10 protein-coding genes are annotated in these 17,807 nt (G+C 71.3%); 4 read left to right on the forward strand and 6 right to left on the reverse strand.

Annotation, left to right across the window (positions count from 1 at the left end):
- Positions 1 to 15: 15 nt before the first annotated feature.
- Both ftcD and IPG72_06855 read right to left on the reverse strand, forming a co-directional pair.
- Positions 16 to 1,719: a glutamate formimidoyltransferase gene (gene ftcD, locus IPG72_06850; GenBank protein MBK6768715.1), complete on the reverse strand. Its 1,704-nt coding sequence runs from the start codon at positions 1,717 to 1,719 to the stop codon at positions 16 to 18.
- A gap of 148 nt (positions 1,720 to 1,867) precedes the next feature.
- A complete protein-coding gene (locus tag IPG72_06855) occupies positions 1,868 to 3,229 on the reverse strand; it encodes an MFS transporter (protein ID MBK6768716.1) in 1,362 nt (453 codons plus the stop codon).
- Positions 3,230 to 3,457: 228 nt separating this feature from the next.
- On the opposite strand from IPG72_06855, the gene IPG72_06860 reads away from it, so the two are divergent.
- On the forward strand, positions 3,458 to 4,447 hold the full coding sequence (locus tag IPG72_06860) for a malate dehydrogenase (GenBank protein MBK6768717.1): 990 nt from the start codon (positions 3,458 to 3,460) through the stop codon (positions 4,445 to 4,447).
- A 114-nt stretch (positions 4,448 to 4,561) separates the two neighbouring features.
- On the opposite strand, the gene IPG72_06865 is transcribed toward IPG72_06860, so the two are convergent.
- Positions 4,562 to 7,321 carry a PPC domain-containing protein gene (locus IPG72_06865; GenBank protein MBK6768718.1) on the reverse strand — a complete coding sequence of 920 codons (2,760 nt, stop codon included), beginning with the start codon at positions 7,319 to 7,321 and terminating at the stop codon, positions 4,562 to 4,564.
- A gap of 113 nt (positions 7,322 to 7,434) precedes the next feature.
- The gene (locus tag IPG72_06870) at positions 7,435 to 8,934 is read right to left on the reverse strand and encodes a mechanosensitive ion channel (protein MBK6768719.1); all 1,500 of its coding nucleotides are present in this window, start codon (positions 8,932 to 8,934) and stop codon (positions 7,435 to 7,437) included.
- 109 nt (positions 8,935 to 9,043) lie between these two features.
- Between IPG72_06870 and IPG72_06875 the strand changes: the two genes are divergently transcribed.
- Positions 9,044 to 12,151: an AAA family ATPase gene (locus IPG72_06875; GenBank protein ID MBK6768720.1), complete on the forward strand. Its 3,108-nt coding sequence runs from the start codon at positions 9,044 to 9,046 to the stop codon at positions 12,149 to 12,151.
- 76 nt (positions 12,152 to 12,227) lie between these two features.
- On the opposite strand, the gene IPG72_06880 is transcribed toward IPG72_06875, so the two are convergent.
- Positions 12,228 to 15,560 carry a DNRLRE domain-containing protein gene (locus tag IPG72_06880; GenBank protein ID MBK6768721.1) on the reverse strand — a complete coding sequence of 1,111 codons (3,333 nt, stop codon included), beginning with the start codon at positions 15,558 to 15,560 and terminating at the stop codon, positions 12,228 to 12,230.
- Positions 15,561 to 15,883: 323 nt separating this feature from the next.
- On the opposite strand from IPG72_06880, the gene IPG72_06885 reads away from it, so the two are divergent.
- Positions 15,884 to 16,258 (forward strand): metallopeptidase family protein, encoded by a 375-nt coding sequence (locus tag IPG72_06885; GenBank protein ID MBK6768722.1) that lies wholly within the window; start codon positions 15,884 to 15,886, stop codon positions 16,256 to 16,258.
- Between the two features lie 52 nt (positions 16,259 to 16,310).
- Entirely contained in the window at positions 16,311 to 17,186 is an 876-nt protein-coding gene (gene folP, locus IPG72_06890) for a dihydropteroate synthase (protein MBK6768723.1), read from the forward strand.
- Positions 17,187 to 17,189: 3 nt separating this feature from the next.
- Here folP and IPG72_06895 read toward each other — a convergent pair whose 3' ends face one another.
- Positions 17,190 to 17,774 carry a hypothetical protein gene (locus IPG72_06895; GenBank protein MBK6768724.1) on the reverse strand — a complete coding sequence of 195 codons (585 nt, stop codon included), beginning with the start codon at positions 17,772 to 17,774 and terminating at the stop codon, positions 17,190 to 17,192.
- Positions 17,775 to 17,807 lie beyond the last annotated feature (33 nt).

Below are 17,807 nucleotides of genomic sequence, written 5' to 3' on the forward strand. Positions count from 1 at the left end.
GCGGCCGCGGCGGCGTCAGCCACCCGTCGTGCCCTGGATCGACGCTTCGACGCGCCGCAGCGTCTCGATCTCGCGCTCGGCGGCCGCCGCCTCGGCCGCGGCGGCCTCGGCCAGCGCGGCGGCGGCGAACGCGGCGTCGGTCAGCCCCGGCGCATTGATCCGGACGTTCAGCGCCGCGGCCCGCACGGCCGTCCGGGCGCACAGCGCACCGACGCCGGCATCCGAAATCGAGCTCGGCAGCCCGATGGCGGCCATCTCGAGCATGAGATCCATCGAGCCGAGCGCGGTGCGGATGACGGACAGCGGTACGACGATGGCCCGCTGCGTGGCTGCCTCGACGGCGGCCGCGCGGGCGGCGACGGCTGCGGCATCGTCCTTGGGCATGCGCATGGCCGCCAACAGGTCGTCGAAAGCGCGCGTGTCCTCGTCGACGAGCCAGAGCAGCTCCTTGGCCGCTGCCTGGCCGCGCTCCGCCCAGCCGGAGAACATCGCCCAGCGGTCGTCCCAGCCGCGCTTGCCGGCCGAGAGGTTCGCGACCATCGCGCCCATCGCTGCCCCGAGCGCACCGACGACCCCGGCCACCGACCCGCCGCCCGGCGCCGGCGACTCCGACGCCGCCTCAGCCACGAGATCCCGCACGGTCAGGCGCACGAGCCGCTCGTCGTCCGGCCGCGCCAGGGCATACTCGATGATCTTGGCCCGCGGATCGAAGGGCGCAAGGTCGTCGAGCCCAAGCGACTTCACGGCGATGTGCACGAGCGCCCGGTCGTCCACGCCGAGGCTGCGCGACTGCTTGGCGAGGTAGTGTCGCCCCGCCGCCAGCAGCGCATCGAGCGGGATGAGGCCGATGAGCTCGGAGCCGGTCACGCGCAGGCCGCGCGCCGCGGCTGCTTCGCAGGCGGCGTCGAACGCGACGTGGAGCGGCGTCGCGGCCAGGTCGGTCAGGTTCAACGAGACCTGGGCGATGCCGTACTCCGGAATGAACCAGCCGATGCCCTTGACGCCCTTCAGCCGTCCCGGCTCGCGGAGCGGCTCACCGGACGCGTCAACGGCCGGCTTGCCCGTCGTCGGGTCGTTGACGACGCGCCCTTGCTCGCGCACGTCGAACGCCACGGCGTTCGCGCGGCGCGTGGACGTTGTGTTCAAGTTGACGTTGTATGCCACCAGGAAGTCCCGCGCGCCGATGACGGTGGCGCCGGCGGTCGGGTGCGGCGACGAAGGGCCGAAATCGGGCGCCCAGTCCGGGTCGGCCATCTTCTCGCCCAAGCCCTCGAACTCGCCGGCGCGGATCGTGGCCAGGTTTCGGCGCTCGGGCCGGGACGCCGCGGCTTCGTAGAGGTACACCGGAATGCCGAGCTCGTCGCCGACGCGCCGGCCGAGCCGCCGCGCCCACTCGGCCGTCTCGGCCATGTCGATGCCGCTGATCGGCACGAGCGGGCAGACGTCCGTCGCGCCCATGCGCGGGTGTTCGCCGGTGTGCCGCCGCAGGTCGATGGCCTCGGCCGCCGTCCGAATCGCGCGGTATGCCGCCTCGACGACGGCCTCGGGCGCACCGACGAACGTCATGACCGTCCGGTTCGTCGATTGACCGGGGTCGGTGTCCAACAGCCGGACGCCCTCGACGCTGCGAATCGCGTCGGCGATCCGCTCGATCCTGGCCGGGTCGCGACCCTCGCTGAAGTTCGGGACGCATTCGATCAGCGCTCTCGGCTTGGCCACGGCCTGCACCCTCCACGATTCCCGGCAAGACGCGGCCGGGTGACCCCGACCGAGGGTGGATGCTACGCGCCGGGTGGATGGCGGGCAAACGTTGCACGGGCGATGCGGGGGGTCGGCAGATGATCCGCGTCGGCGGCGGCGCCGCGCGTCACAACGCGGCGTCGAGCGCCGCCTGGCGCCCGCGGGCGAAGTCCACCCGCGTCAGGACGGCGATGCCGGCCAGGAACAGGACGACGAGCACGACGATCGACTCGCGGGCGGCGACGCCGGACAGGCTGATGAGCCCGATGAGGAGCGGTCCGAGGACGCCGGCGAACTTGGAGCTGACGCTGAAGAACGCAAAGAACTCGGCGCTCTTGCCGTGGGGCACGAGGCTGGCGAACAGGGAGCGGCTCAGCGCCTGCGTGCCGCCCTGAACCATCGCCACGCCGAACGCGAGGGCGTAGAAGTGCCAAGACAGCGTGACGAAGCGGGCGAGGAAGCTGATGAGCGTGAACGCCCACAGCCCGATGAACAGGGAGCGGCGCGCTCCGATGCGCCGTGCCAACAGGCCGAAGGCGAAGCTGAACGGCACTCCGGCGAACTGCGTCATGACGAGCGCGCCGATGATCCCGATCGCGCTCAGCCCGATCTCGGACCCGTAGGCGGCCGCCTGCTTCTGGAACGTGCCGATGCCGTCCGAGAACAGCCAGAACGCGACGAGGAAGAGGAAGAGGTCGCGGTGGCGCGGCGCGGTGCGCAGCGTCGCCGCAAGCTGTCGCAGCCCACCGGCCACGACATCGCCGATCGATCCCGGCTGCACCCCGGCCGCGCGCACGGCATCGTCTTCCGGCGAGCGGACGGTGCGCCACAACGGCAGCGTGAAGACGAACCACCAGACGGCGACCGCCACGAAGCCCCAGCGCGTGGCCGGCGCGTCGAGCGCCTCGGCCGCGCTGCCGGCCGCCAGTCCGAACGACTGCGGGAAGCGGAGCATGAGGACGTTCAGCACGAGCAGCAGCCCGCCGCCCAGGTAGCCCATCGCGTAGCCGGCGGCGGATAGGCGGTCCGACTTGTCCGGCGTCGTGACGCTCGTCAGCAATGCGTCGTAGAAGACATTGGCGCTCGAGAATCCGATCAGGCTGAGCGAGAACAGGAAGGCGCCGAGTCGCCATTCGCCCTGTCCGACCAGCGCGAGCAGGGCGCTCGTCCCGATGCCGAGCGCGGCGAAGCCGAACAGGAAGCGCCGCGTCATGCCGAGCCGGTCGGCCACGGCGCCGAGCAGCGGACCCATGAGAGCGCTGACGGCCAGAGCCAAACCGTTCGTCAGTGTCCAGATCGTGTAGGCGCGCCCCTCCGGCAGACCGGCGCCGGCCACGCGCACGAAGTAGATCGGGAACACCGCCGCAGCGACGGTCGTCGCATACGCCGAGTTCGCCCAGTCGTACATCGCCCATGCACGCGCGGTCGGCGTGTCGAGCCCGATCGCATCGAGCATGCGGCCAACCCGGCCCTGGGTGACGGCGTGCATTGTGGGCTCTCCGTAACGGCGGTTCGGCCTCGGTGCGGCTGGCGCGCGGCGAACGATAACACAGCCGCCCGCGCGGGCAACGGCCGTCGGCGCGCGGTCGTCCCCGCGACGTGCGACGCGCACGGTCCGGCCGCGGCGGATCGTTGACCGCCTCGTCCAACGGTCCTATCCTGCGCCGCGCGCCCGGCCCCCCTTGTCGGCCGGGTCGATTGCTGTCAGGAGGACTGCATGAAGACGCCCATTCGCGTCGCCGTGACCGGCGCCGCAGGCAACATCGGCTATGCCCTGGTCTATCGGATCGCCAACGGCGACCTGTTCGGGCCGGACCAGCCCGTGATCGTCCAGCTGCTGGAGATCACCCCGGCGCTGCGCGCGCTCGAAGGGGTTGCGATGGAGTTGGACGACTGCGCCTTTCCGCTGCTGCACGGCATCGTGCTGACGGACGACGCGCGGACGGCGTTCGATCGCGTGAACTGGGCGCTGCTCGTCGGCGCGCGGCCGAGGTCGGCGGGGATGGAGCGCAAGGACTTGCTCGAGGCGAACGGCAAGATCTTCGTCGGCCAGGGCGCGGCGCTGAACGCGGCGGCCGCGTCGGACGTGCGCGTCGTCACCGTCGGTAACCCGGCGAACACGAATGCGCTCATCGCCATGCATTCGGCGCCTGACGTCCCGGCCGAACGCTTCACGGCGATGACCCGCCTCGACCACAACCGCGCCGCGAGCCAGCTGGCCGCCAAGGCGGGCGTTCACGTGGCGGAGGTGCGGCAGGTCACGATCTGGGGCAACCACAGTTCGACGCAGTACCCCGATGCGTTCCACGCCACGATCCAGGGCCGACCGGCGCCGGCTGTGATCGACGACGACGCCTGGCTGAAGGACGCCTTCATCCCGACCGTCCAGCAGCGAGGCGCGGCCGTCATCGAGGCCCGCGGTCAGTCGAGCGCGGCGAGCGCCGCGAACGCGTGCATCCACCATGTCCGGACGTGGCACGCCGGCACGGCGGACGGCGATTGGACGAGCATGGCGGTCCCGTCGACGGGTGCTTACGGCACGCCGTCCGGCGTCATCTTCAGCTATCCCGTCCGCATCGCCGGTGGCCGCTACGAGGTCGTCGGCGACCTCGCGCTCACCGATTTCGACCGGGCCAAGCTGGCAGCCACGGGCGCGGAGCTGCTCGAGGAGCGCGCCGCGGTGCAGGCGATGCTCGGAGCGCGCTGATCCGTCGAACAGCCGTCGATCCCTGGCCGGGACCTGTCGGCCCGGCGGCGGCAGGGGCGCAACGTCGCTGCGCCCCTGCCGCGATCTGCCGGTGGCCGTCCGCTGTCGGACGGCCTACTTCAGCCGTGTGCTGAACGGCAGGTAGATCGTGTGATCCTGGCTCGGTTCGCCGGTCGGCGTCGGCGACGGCGACGTCGGCTCGGGCGTGGTCGGCGTCGCGCTGGCCCCGGGGCCGGCCGTCGGCACGTCGAGCGGCGACGGCTCGAAGTTCACGCGCAGCAGGTACGGGCCGAACTGACCCGGATCCGTCGAGATCGCGCCGATGTAGTACGTGCCCGGCCGAATCTGGTCGTAGTGCAGCTGGCTGTTCGCGTCGAGCTCGTCGATGTTGGCGTTCGCGTCGATGATCTCCCAGCGCGCGTCGATCAGGTAGAGGGCCGGGTCGATCGTGGTCGAGGACATGTCGATCGTCAGCGCGCCGACCTCCTTGAGCGTGATCCGGTAGTAATCGACGGCCGACATGAGCTGGGCGAGCAGCGGCGGGTCGCCGAGCACGCAGTCTTCGACGGTGATCTGGCCGGTGCGGTCGGCCGGCAGCGGATCCAGGTCGGTGACGGCTGCGCATGTCGGACGCGGCTGGAACGTCGTCTGGAGCGTGTACGCGCCCGTGACGGCTCGTGTCCGGACGACGGCCTCGGCATCGAGCCAGTACGTGCCGGGCTCGGCCTCGAACTGCAGCAGCGCTTGGTGACCCACCTGCTCCGGGTCGGCGTCCGCACCGATGGGATCGCCGTACGGTCCGATCGCCAGCTGGATGCGGGGGGAGAACGACGGCGCGGTCATGAGGATCGTCAGGACGCCGGCGGATGGGACGTCGATGCGGTACCGGTCCTGGTGCGAGACGGAGTAGCGCGTCGGATCACGATCGAACGCGCGGCACTCCGTGCCCGACAACTCGGCGGGCAGCTCCGCGTTCAGACCGAGAACCGCGGTCTCGCAGACGGGCGCCGCAACGGGCGTGAACGTCGCCGCGAGGCGGTACGCGCCCGTCGACTTGACGTCCGCGAACGGTGAGTCCAGCGCTGCAACGAGGTAGCGACCCGGCCAGATCGGGAACCTGAGGCGCGCGTTCGTGTCGCGGATGGAGTCGATGTCGTCGTTGGATGGCAGGAAGTAGCCCAGCCCACCGCCGGCGGCGGTCGGTCCGCCGAACAGCATGAGATAGGGGTCGATCGCCGTCGAGGTCAGCGTGATCTCGATCTCGCCGCGCACCGGAACGTCGAGGACGAATACGTCCAACCCGCGATCGTACGGCAGGATCTCGTTGAACTCGAAGACCGCGCAGTCCGTGGCGTCGATCGTGCCGTCGACCGGACTGTTCCAGCCCAGCGGCTGCACCTGGCACGCCTTGCCGAGCGGCTCGAAGTCGATCCGCAACGTGTAGCCGCCAACGGCGGACGACTCTGCGAACACGGCCACGAGGAACCGCCCAGGCGGCAGCTTCGCCATGAACCCGTCATCGACCCAACCGTCGACGATCGCCTGGTTCAGCTCGTCGAGGATGTACATTTGGCCGTTGAAGCCGCGGGTCTCGAGCCCGATCGTCACCGTGCCGTCCTGTGGGATCGTCAGCGCATGGACGTCGGCGGCGTTGTTGAAGTAGCTGCCGTTGTTCAGGTAGGCCAAACGGCAGTCGTTGTCCAACGTCGCCACGATGTCGGTGTTCAGCGCGGCCGGCTGCGGCTGGCAAGCGGCGGACTGCGGCGCGAAGGACGAGGTCAAGGTGAACGCGCCCGCCTGGTCGGCGCCGTCCGCATACACCAGGATCAGGAAGTGGCCCGCAGGCAGGTGCACGCTGAGCTCCGTCAGCGCCGCCGGATTGCTCTCGGTGAACGTCGCGTCGATCGTCGTCAAGCCGGTGCGGGTCAGCACGGCCAGGCGCGGCGGCACGTGGCCCGTCGCGGCCACGCTCAGTGCGAGGACGCCGGCGGATGGCAACTGGACCGTGTACAGGGCAGCGTCCCCGGTGAACCATCGGCGCGGAAAGTAGTCATATCCAAGGCAACCGGACGCACCGAGGTTGCCGGCCACCGTTCCGTCGCCGGCCATCACGACCGGCACGCACCCGGTCGGCGCGTCCTCGGCCGACAGTGTGACCGACAGGCTGTAAGCGCCCGTCGCGACCGGGCCGCTGCCCGCGTTCGTGACGAACAAGAGATATGTGCCGGCCGGCAGCACGAGGTCGATGGCGGCGGACTGACCTGCGGCCGCGGCCGCCCGGTCGACTATCGGCCCGTAGCGCGCGTCGCGCAGGCTGAGCAGCGTCTCGAACGCCGTGCTCTGGCCGTTCAGTCGCACGCGCTGCCGTGCCGGTAGCCGCAGCCGGAAGACGTCGACGAGGGAGACATCCGGCAAGCCGGTCAGCTGGCCCCACCGGCAGTCCCCGTCCGCCAGCTGGCCGTTCGTCGTCCCGCCCGCCAACTCCGCCGGGGTGCAGTCGCCCGGCGCTTGCGCCAGGCGTGCGCTCGACATCGGCTGGGCACCCTTGCGCCCGACGGATTCACGCTGCGCCGCGGTCGCCAGCTCGCGTCCTTCCGGAAAGGCGTGCGGTGCCCGCCCGCCATCATGTCCCCTCGAGTAGACGATCGGTCGCGGCACCCCCGCGGCGAGAGCGGCGTGGTGCTCGTCGGGGACACCGAAAGGTGCGCCGCTGTCCGCCTGGTTGCGGATCTCGAAGCCGGCTCGGCCGCCGATCTCAGACGGTTGCCCGAGCGAGGTTCCGGTCGGACCGGGCGCCGCCAGGCCGTTCTGGGCGGTCAACGCCAGACCGCACACCGCCACGAGCGCGCATCGAATTCTTCGTCCGTGGATCATCCTAACCTCCTTGGGTCGGCGCGACGCATGGCGCCCCGTCCGTAAAACACTTCACCGGGCGTCGGACGGACACGGCGCCGACAGCGGACCGCTCCGACGCCCATCGCATCAGATTAGCCGATGCCGAACACATGCCGGATCCGTGCGAGGAGCGACGCGACGGCCCGCGGCTCGTCCGCCGCCGGACGGGCCGCCGCCAACTGGGCCGTCGTCTCTTCGGCCCGCTGCGCCACGACCCGCGCCAAGCGCTCGGCGACAACCGGATCGGTGCGCAGCAGGCCGGCGAACGCGGCGTGGTCCACTTCGATGAGCACAGTCTCTTCCTCGGCAACGATCGTCGCCGTGCGGGGTGCGCCGGTCAGGACGCCCAGCTCGCCGAAGTGCTCGCCGGCCGAGCGTTGCGCCACCGTGACGACGTCGCCGTCCTCGCCGGCGACGTCAACGCGCACGCGTCCTCGTTCGATGACAAAGAGCGGCCCGCCGACATCGCCCTGGCGGAACAATCGCTCGCCGCGCGCAAACGTCACGCGCCGGCTGGCCGCGGCCAACCGTGCGACCTGTTCCGCGTCGAGTTCGGCGAACAGATCGATCGGCGTGAGCGCGGCGATCACGGCCTGCCCTGCCTTGGCGGCCCGCAGATCCGCCGCGTCGGCCGGCACCGCCGTCAGTCGGACGTCGCGGATCGGGAACGGGATGCCCATGCCGTTGCGCTGCAGGTGGTACCAGGCGCGGGTCATCACGCCGTCGCGGGTGCGGGGCAGCGCCCAGTGATCGTCGAACCACAGCCGCAAACGGTAGACGATCGCGAAGTCGCCGAACTCGTGCACGAAGACATAGGGCGACGGCTCGGCCAGGACGCCCGGTGTCGCTCGGACGGCCGCTAGAAGCACCTCTCGCACTTCGCCCGGCGCGTGATCGTAGGCCACACCGATGAACAGGTCGCATGCCTCGGCGCGTTCGGGCCGATAGAGGTTCACGACGTCCATCTTGGCGACGCTGCCGTTCGTCAGGTAGACGATGTGGTTGTCGCGCGTCCGGATCGCCGTCGTGCGCCAGTTCATGCCGGCGACCTCACCGTCCACGTCGCCGATGCGCACCCAGTCGCCGATGTGGAACGGCGCCTCGAACTCGAGGGCCAGGCCGCCGATCACGTTGCCAAGGACGTCCTGCAGCGCCAAGCCGAGGACCGCGGAAACGACGGTCGACGTAACGAGGATGCCGCGCGCTTGGTCGGGGAACTGGTTGTAGAGCGCCAGCATCGCTGCCCCGAGCAATGCCAGCCCGCCGACCACGTGCATGACGAGCCGTGACACTTGCCGCCCGCGCACCATGCGCCGGTTCAGGACCACGTCCCAAACAACGAGATCGATGACCTGGAACGCGGCGTTGCACGACAGGAAGATCAGGATGGCCTTGCTGAACGATTGCTCAGGTGCGCTCAGGCTCACGTCGCCGCGGACGATGAGCACGACCGCCAGCCAGGCGAGCGCCAGCCACACGCTGCCGAGCGCCTTCTGCGCCAGCGGGCGGCGCCGCAGCGGACCGAGCAGCACACCGATCAACAGCCCGATCGACACAGCGGCGGCGATGGCCACCCAATCCAAATCGAACATCCATCGTCCTCGGTCGGGTCGCGGCGGACAAAGGGTTGCGGTCGGGGGACGCCCGGCGCGGCGCGGGAGTATACTCCGCCCTCGAGCCACCGGTCACTGGACGCCCTCGTTGAACTGCACAGCTTGCGGTTTCGCCAACCCGCCCAACGCGAAGTTCTGTGCCGGTTGCGGCCAAGCGTTGCATCTGCGCTGCGGCACGTGCGGCACCGAGCTCGTCGGCGGCGCCCGGTTCTGCTTCAGCTGCGGCGCGCCCGTTGCCGCGGACCCGCCGACGGACAACGCGCCCGCCCCGCCGACGGATGTCCCGGCGGAGTCGATGGACGCCGGAGCCGAGCGGCGCATGGTCACGATCCTCTTCGCCGACATCGTCGGCTCGACCGTCCTCGGTGAGCAGTTCGATCCCGAGGACTTGGCGGAGCTGATGAGCCGTGCCCTGGCGGAGATGACGCGTGCGGTCGAGGGTGCGGGGGGGACGGTCGGCCGGTTGATGGGCGACGGCATGCTCGCCTTCTTCGGGGCGCCGATCAGCCACGAGGACGACCCGCTGCGGGCGATTCGCGCCGCGCTGGCGATCCGCGACCACGTTGGCGCGTTGTCCGAATCGCTCGCCGCGGAAGGCGGACCGCAGCTGCAGGTTCGTGTCGGGTTGAACAGCGGCCTCGTCGTCGTCGGCCAAGTCGGCGGCGACGTGTTCAGTGAGTACACGACGATGGGCGACGCGGCGAACACGGCGGCCCGGATGCAGGGCGCGGCCGGACCGGACGAGGTGTTCGTCAGCGCGGCGACGGCTGAGCTGCTGCGGCACGCCGTCGCGCTCGAGTTCGTCGGCGAACTCGATCTCAAGGGCAAGGCGCAGCCCGTTGCGGCGTATCGGGTGTCCGGCGCGGCGCCGGCTCCGGGTGCGTCCACGCGCGGTCTGGCAGGTCGGGTGACGCCGATGGTCGGACGGGACGTCGAGCTTGCGCAGCTCGTGTCGCGCTATGGTGAGGTCGTCGCGTCGAATCGGCTGGCATGGGTGACCGTCGTCGGCGAGGCAGGCATCGGCAAGTCCCGCCTCACACAGGCGTTCGTCGAGGCCCTCGAGTCGACTTCGCCGACGCCGACCGTGCTGCGCGCGCGCGCCCTCGAGCAGGCCGCCGATGCCTACAGCTTGCTGCGGGACCTCCTTCTGCAGCGCTACGGCGACGTCGATGCCCGCGGCGGCACGCGCGCGGAGCGCCGGCGTCGCCTGGCCGATGCCGTCGCCGCCGACCTCGCCGGCGCGCCGGCGATCGACGTCGAGCGTTCCGGGCGTGACCTCAGCGCCCTCGTCCTCAGCGAAGCCGCCGGGCCCGATCCGCGCGGCCTCGCTGAACGCGCCTTGACCGCCCTGGCCACGCTGCTCGGAATGTTGGCGGCGCGTGCGCCGCTCGTCCTCGTGCTCGAAGACCTTCACTGGGCGGACGATGCCTCGCTCGACGCGCTGCCGCGCATCGTCGACGACCTGGTGGACCGACCGGTCTTCGTCCTCGGCAACGCGCGTGCCGGCCTGTATACCCGCCGACCGCATTGGGGCGAGGGCGAGGCGGCCCACAGCCGTCTCGACTTGGCGCAGCTGTCGGCCGTCGCGCTCGAGGGGCTGCTCCGGACGCTGCTCGACTCCGACGCACAGGTGCCCGCCGAGATCCGGGCGTTCGTCCTCGAGCGAGGGGAAGGGAACCCGTACTACGTCGAGGAGCTCGTCCACATGCTCCTCATGCGTCAGATCCTGACGCGCTCCGCTTCGGGCGGCTGGGTCGTCGATGCGACGGCCCTCGACGGCGGCGAGGTGCCGACGACGCTGGCGGGAATGCTGCAGGCGCACCTCGACGCGCTGACGGCCGCGCAGAAGCGGCTTCTCCAGCTGGCGTCCGTCGTCGGCCGCGAGTTCTGGTCCGGCGCCATCGAGGCGCTCAGCGCCACGGACGCTGTGCCCGAGAGCGACCTGGACGCCCTGCGGCACAACGGCCTCTTGTTTGCCCGCGGGCGATCGAGTTTCGTCGGCGAGCGGGAGTTCCTCTTCAAGCACGCGCTGCTGCGCGACGCGGCCTATGCATCGTTGCTCAAGCGACAACGCCCCGCGCTGCATGCCAAGGCCGCCGACTGGCTGTTCACGGCCTCCGGCGACCGCTATCCGGAGTACGCCGCCCAGATCGGCGAGCACTGCCTGGCGGCCGCACGGCCGTTGTCCGCGGCACTGCACTTGGGGGCCGCCGGCGACCGCGAGCGCGAGGTCTATGCCAACGCCACCGCTGTGGCGTTCTACAACAGGGCGATCGACCTCTGGGGCGGCGCCGGCGCCGGAGGCGACATTCCGGCGGCCGAGCGCGCAGGCGCCGCCGGCCTCCCGGACGACGTCACGGCGACACGGGCTGCGTTTCAGCTTCTCCGTGGCCGCGAGCTGGCGCTCGACACGGCGGCCAGGCGCGATCAGCAGCGCGCCGACCTTGAAGCCATGGCCCACCTGGCGGCGCGCTTGGATGATGCGGCGATCAGCTACGTCCACTTCCGCCGCTCGTGGCTGGCGCAGCGCGTCGGCGACGCGGCGGCGGCCGAGAGCGAGGCCCGCGCGGCGCTGGCCACCGCCGGCGACGACCGCCATGCGCGGGCCGATGCGCTCGTGAATCTCGGCAACGCGCTCGTGATGGCCAAGTCCGGTGCGGACGCCGAACAGCCGTTCCGCGAGGCCGTCCGCCTCCTCGACGCCCTGGGCGACCGGGCAGCGGCCGCCAACGCATGGCTTGGTGTCGCGCGCGCCTGTCGCTTGGCGGAGCGCCCGGCTGACGCGCACCGCAGTTTCGAGAACGCGCTGGCGTTGTACCGGGACGCCGGTGATCTCATCGGACAGGCGGCGACGTTGACCTCACAGGCGGTCATGCGCGGCATGCACGGCGAACTGGACGCCGTCGAGCCGCTGCTGATGGACGCGCTTCGACTCTACCGCGCGGCAGGCGAGCGGGATGGTGAGGGGATGACGCTCCACAACCTCGGCTACCTGGCCAAGGAGCGGGGCGACATCGGCGCGGCGACGGCGCGATTCAGCGAGGCGCTGGCCATCTTCAGGGCGACGAAGAACACGTCCGACGCGGCCGATGTGCTCGACGAACTTGCCGGCGCTTGGGCGACGCTCGGCGACGAGAAGTCCGCCGCCCGCGCCCGCACGGACGCGGCGAAGGCCAGGGCGGCGATTCAGACGTAGGGCCGCAGCGTTCGACGGCGCGAACCCAGGTGCACGGACGCAGCGTGACGGCGAAACGGCTGGGTATGCCGAGCGCCTACGGCCGCATCGTGCACCGCTTGCAGCTGTGCGGCAGGTGGATCTGCGAGCCGCGGACGACGAGGACGGCGAACGTCGCCGACGTCGCGTTGCAGAAGCCGTCGTTGATCCGGACGGAAAGCTCGGCCGGTCCATCCGGAACCTCGTCCGGAATCGTTCGATCCGTGACATAGATCCGCCGCCGGTCGGCGTCGTAGCGCACCGGGATCATCGCGTTGGCCAGTGTGACCACCACACCGCCGTCCGCGTCGACGCCGGACCGGTCGTCCGTCGCGGCGCCGAGGTCAGGCGGCAGCAGGCCGATCACGCGCATCCCGTTCGCCAGCGTCGCGGTGTACGCCGGCGCCGTCACGTCGAAGCCGACGGTGTAGATCGTCAACGGCTCGACGGTCTGCGCCAGGCCGTCCACCCGTGCTCCACTCGCCGCCCCGCTGCCCGGCGGCAGCGACACTTCCGCCGACGCGATGAAGGTGCTCGCACCCGGGGCGGGGGCGGCGGCGGAGGAGCCGGGCACCGGCACCCAGCATCGCCCCATCTCCTTCCAGCCGCAGATCACCGCGCCGCCGGAGCTGCCCGGACAGCCGCTGGCAGCCCCGGCAGCGTTGTACGCTTCCACCGGCGCCACGATCTCCAAGGGACCGGCGACCGCCACCGAACCGGCCTCGAGCTGGTAGATCCCGCCGCCGGCGGCGATGTTCTGCGTCCACGCGTACGGCCCCTCGCGCAGCTCGGCCGGCGCCCCGATGTATGCCGCCGCGTACGCGTCCGCGTTGCCCTGCAGCGCGGTGAACGGCGCCACGCCCTGTCCGCCGGCCGGGCCGCCGTCGTCGACGTTGGCCGGCGAGGGCATGGCCGCCGCGTGGCTCGAAGCGGCTGACAGCGCTGTCGCCAGCCGATGCCGTGCGCCGAGGCCGAGCGGGCCGAGGCCGAGGATGTCGAACAGGACGTCCCCTGGGCGGGCATCCGGCTGGGCCACCGCCACCGCCAGGTTCGGGGACCAGCGCACGCTGTGGCGCTCCATCGCCCCGTTCGGGCCGTTCGGCAGCTCGACGGCCTCGAGGCTGGTGTGCAGCTTGCGGCTGAACAGCGCGGCGGCCAGCTCGACCGGCACGCTGACATCGACGATCCCGTTGCGGACCGGGAACGACATGCCGAGGTCGTCGTCGACGAACCGCAGGAACGCGCTCGGCACGGGCGTCCGCCTCTCGTCGCGCAGCACGTAGCGGCGGACGAGTTGGCGGTTGCGCAGCGCGCCGGGCGAGGCGCCGGGGCGCTCGCTCAGCGTCCAGGCGACCCCGGCGATCGTCGGGAACGCGGCCGAGAGACGGCTCGTGTCGCCGGCTTGGGTGGCCGTGGCGGTGACGTTCGTGTCCGCCGGCAGGAAGACGAGGCCGCGGATCATCCAACGCCCGGTGCTGTCGGCCGTTGCCGATGCATCCAGCACCCGCGCGGCCTGCACCCCCGGATCGGCGAACAGCTCGACGCGGCAGCCGGCGCAAGCCGTGCCCGTGACGATGCCGACGCGGCCCTCGACGCCCGTCACGACGGGCGGCGCGGTCTCGGCGCCGCCCGGGCCGACGCCGATCGCAGCGCTGCGGTTGTTCGCGAAGCGGTTGGCCGTCAGCCGAACGCGGCCCCCGGCGGTCCGTGCCAGGAACGCGCCGACCTCGAGGTTCCGCTCGAATGCGTTGCCGTCCACCACGACGTCGGTCGACGATGCGTCGACGGCCAATCCGAACGTGTTGCGCACGAGGCGATTCCCTTGGGCGCCGCTGCCCGTCGCACCGATCGCAACGCCTGTCGTTCGGTTGACGACCGCGATGCCGACATGGAAGCCCTCGATCACGAGTCCGTCGACCACGATGCCGCGCGCGCCGTCGAGCACGAGGCCGGCCACCGAGGACGGCGGTCCGCTCGCGCTGCCGATGAGCCGAACCATCGACGTGGACTGGGTGAGGCCGAGCGGACCTATGTCAATGCTGCGGGCCAAGTGGTCAGCGCCGCTGACCGGCAGATCGCCAAGACGGCGCTCGCTCGCGGAGAGCGCACCATCGATGCTGACGTTGTCGCGCTGGATGGACGGCAGCGGCAGGGCGGCGGACACCGAAATGGTCGACACGCGTGGATCGAACGAGATTCGCACGTCGGCCGCGCCGTTGCGCCCCGCCTCGCCGAGCGCGGCGCGCAGCGTGCACCGGCCGGACGACGTCCGGCAGAACCCGTCGCCGGGCGTGCTGTCCGGTTCGTCGCCGGGGTCGGTCACCTTGAGATCGAGGGCGGAGGCGCCCTCGGTCGGCGTTGCGGTCGGCGGGCCGCCAGCGGTGCCGGTTGGCGGCACAGTGGGCGTGGCGCTCGGCGCCGTCGTACGCGACGGCGCCGGTGTCGCCGTGAAGGTTGCGCCGTTCGTCGGCGTGTCGAGCGGCGTGGCCGTTGCGGTCGCGGTGGATCCGCGCGGGGTGTCCGTCGGCATGGGCGTGGCCGTGTCGGTCGGGATGCGCGGCGTGTCGCTCGGGCGCAGCGTCGGTGTCGCGGTCGGACGGAGGTCGGGCGTGTCCGTCGGGTCGGGCGTCGCCGTGGGCAGCCGCCACTCGACGCACAGGACCGGCGGGTGCGGCGGGTCCTCGTACTCGCGGGCGTAGAACCAGACTTCGTCGAAGTCGCTGTCCGGCTCCAACGTCAGGCCATGGTTGGGCCATGTGCCGTCCAGCCAGTTCCGGACGAGCAGCGACACATCGGCCGTGACCGTGATCGTCTGCCCGCCGAAGGCCGTGTTGACGAGCGCGCCCGTCACGCGCGGTCGGTTGCTCCACGTGATCAGGTGCTCGTCCCAGCCGCCGGTGACGGCATGGACGGACTGGCTGAACGGCGGAATGCCCGCACTGTCCTCGAGGATCAGCCGCAGCGATGCGCTGACGAGCTCGATCGGGCTCGGCAGCGTCGAGGTCGGGAAGTGGAAGTAGCCGATGCGCTGCGTCGGCGGGACGGCGCGGCCGCGCGCCACCCGGAGGAAGGACTCCGCCCCGAGTGTCTCCGTCGGCCGCTCGGAGTCGACGGTGGCGTCCCGATCGGGGGTGATGCACGTCGTACCGGCCACCTGCTGCAACCCGGCGCGGCGCTGCGGGCGCAGCGCCGCCGCGTCAGCCGACGGGACCGCGGTGCGCGTGAACGTGATCGCGACGCCTGCCAGCGAGGCCGAGCCGAGGGCCAGCAGCACTGCGATGGCGGCCATGTGCGGCGCACGCCCGCCCGGCCGCACGCGTGATCTGCCGACGGCGCGGTCGGGTGCGCCGTCGCGCGCCGGTTCGTGGTCGAAGTTCTGGGGGGCGAACACGGTGGCGGGACTCCTCGTGCGAGCCGCTCATGGCGCCGGTCCGGACCTGGATGCGGGGGTGGCCCTGATCGACGGACGCGCAATCGGCTTGATCGAACGATAGGACGACGTCGCGTCCTGTGGCGATACGGTGCCACCCGCTCCCTTAGCCGTCAACGTCGCGACGCTGCGGCGGACACGGCTTGCCGGCGGTTCGAACGAGCGCGGCACCGCGGGAACGGACTCGGTTGGGGCTAGGACTCCACCACTGTGGATTCTAGGGGTTCCCTACTCTGGTGGCCGCCACGAGCATGTTCAGTGGTGGAGTACTAGAATGGACGGCAATGCGACTCGATCAGCGACGGTTCGCCACGCTCGTGGCCGAGGTCATCGACGGCCTTCCGGACCGGTTTCGGGGTGCGCTCGACAATGTCGAGTTCATCGTCGAGGACCGGCCGTCGCCGCGGCAGCTTGCGGAGAACGGCGTCCGACATGCCGATGCCCTCCTCGGGCTGTACGAGGGTACACCGCGCACCGCCCGCCCGTCGGACTACGGCGGCCGCCTCCCGGACCGCGTGACGCTGTTCCGGCTGCCGCTGCTGGCGCGCAGCCGATCGGAGGCCGAGCTGCGCGCCGAGGTCCGGCGAACGGTCCTGCATGAGATCGCTCACGTCTTCGGCATCGACGACGATCGGCTCATCGAACTGGACGCGTACTGACGTGGAAGGTCATCCGCTGGACGGGCCCCCGAACGCGACCGGCGTCTCCGCCATGCGGCAACCACCGCCGACCGTCGTGCGCGGCCGAGCGTGGCGCTGGGGTGAGCGCACGTTCGTCATGGGCGTCGTGAACGTGACGCCCGATTCCTTCTCGGGCGACGGCCTGCTCGCGCGGCACGATCCGATCGCGGCCGCGGTTGACCAGGCAACGGCGATGGTCGAAGCCGGCGCCGACATCCTCGACGTCGGCGGCGAGAGCACCCGGCCGGGCAGCGACGCCGTCGACGAGGCTGAGGAGATCGCGCGCGTGCGGCCGGTGATCGCGGCAATCCGCCGCGCGCTCGAGGTGCCGATCTCGATCGACACCTCGAAGGCGGCGGTGGCGGAAGCGGCGCTCGACGCCGGCGCCGACCTCGTCAACGATGTCTGGGCGATGAGCGCCGATCCCCGCATGGCGGACGTCGTTGCCCGCGCCCGGGTGCCCGTCGTCCTGATGCACAACCGCCTCGCCACGGCCGCGACGGGCGGGCCGGTCGGCGGCCACTACGCCGACGTCCGGTACGACGACGTCGTTGCCGACGTGCGCAACGCCCTGCTCGGGCTCGCGGAGGCGGCGCGCGGTGCCGGCATTCCGCCCGAGCACATCATCCTGGATCCCGGCCTCGGCTTCGGCAAGACGCCGGCCCAAAACCTCGAGCTCCTCGACCGGGTCGACGAGCTTCGCTCGCTCGGCTGGCCGATCCTCGTCGGGCCGTCGCGCAAGAGCTTCGTCGGCGCAGCGCTCGGGCTGCCGCCGGGCGACCGCCTTGAGGGCACGGCCGCCGCGGTTGCCGTCGCCGTGGCCCGCGGCGCCGACATCGTGCGGGTGCACGATGTGGCGGCGATGGTGCGGGTGGCGCGGATGGCGGACGCGATCGTTCGGCGCTGACGGCTACTTCAGCGAGGCGATGAACGCATCCAACGCCTCATCGTCCCATGCGTCCGCCGGGCCCATGGCCATGAACATCGCCGGTCGATCGCTCTTGGACGTGAAGACGGCGGTGGCCTGGCGAACGGCGACGCCGCCGGAGCGCGTGCCCTCGGTGATCGTCAGCGTCGTCTCCTCACCCCGGATCGTGACCTTCCGCTCCTCGAGCGTCTTCGCGTCGTTGATCCGGCCGCCCATCTGCTGGCTGGCGCTGTTCTTGATCGCCTCGGACGCCGCATCGGCGCTCTCTCCCTGGACCGGCAGCTCGATGAGGGCGATCGTCATCGTCTCGCCCTGGTTCGACTTCAGGTCGCCCGCGCCGAACAGGGCCATCTTCATCCCGAGCATGTCCATGCCCATCTGCTCGGTGTATCCCTCGGGCAACGTGTAGTCGGCGATCTCGGCGGCCGTCAGCTTGGCGTCCGCCGGGTCAAGGTCGACGTTGCGGGCGATCCGCATCCCGGCGTAGCTGAAGAGGGCAAATGCCCCGCAGCAGCCGATCGCGCAGACGGCGCCGATGATGAGGAGGATCTTGGTCGTGCGGCTCATAGGGGCGAACTCCAGTCGGGTCGGTTGTCGGCG

It is taken from the genome of Candidatus Avedoeria danica, assembly GCA_016703025.1.
Classification (GTDB): Bacteria; Chloroflexota; Anaerolineae; order Epilineales; family Epilineaceae; genus Avedoeria; species Avedoeria danica.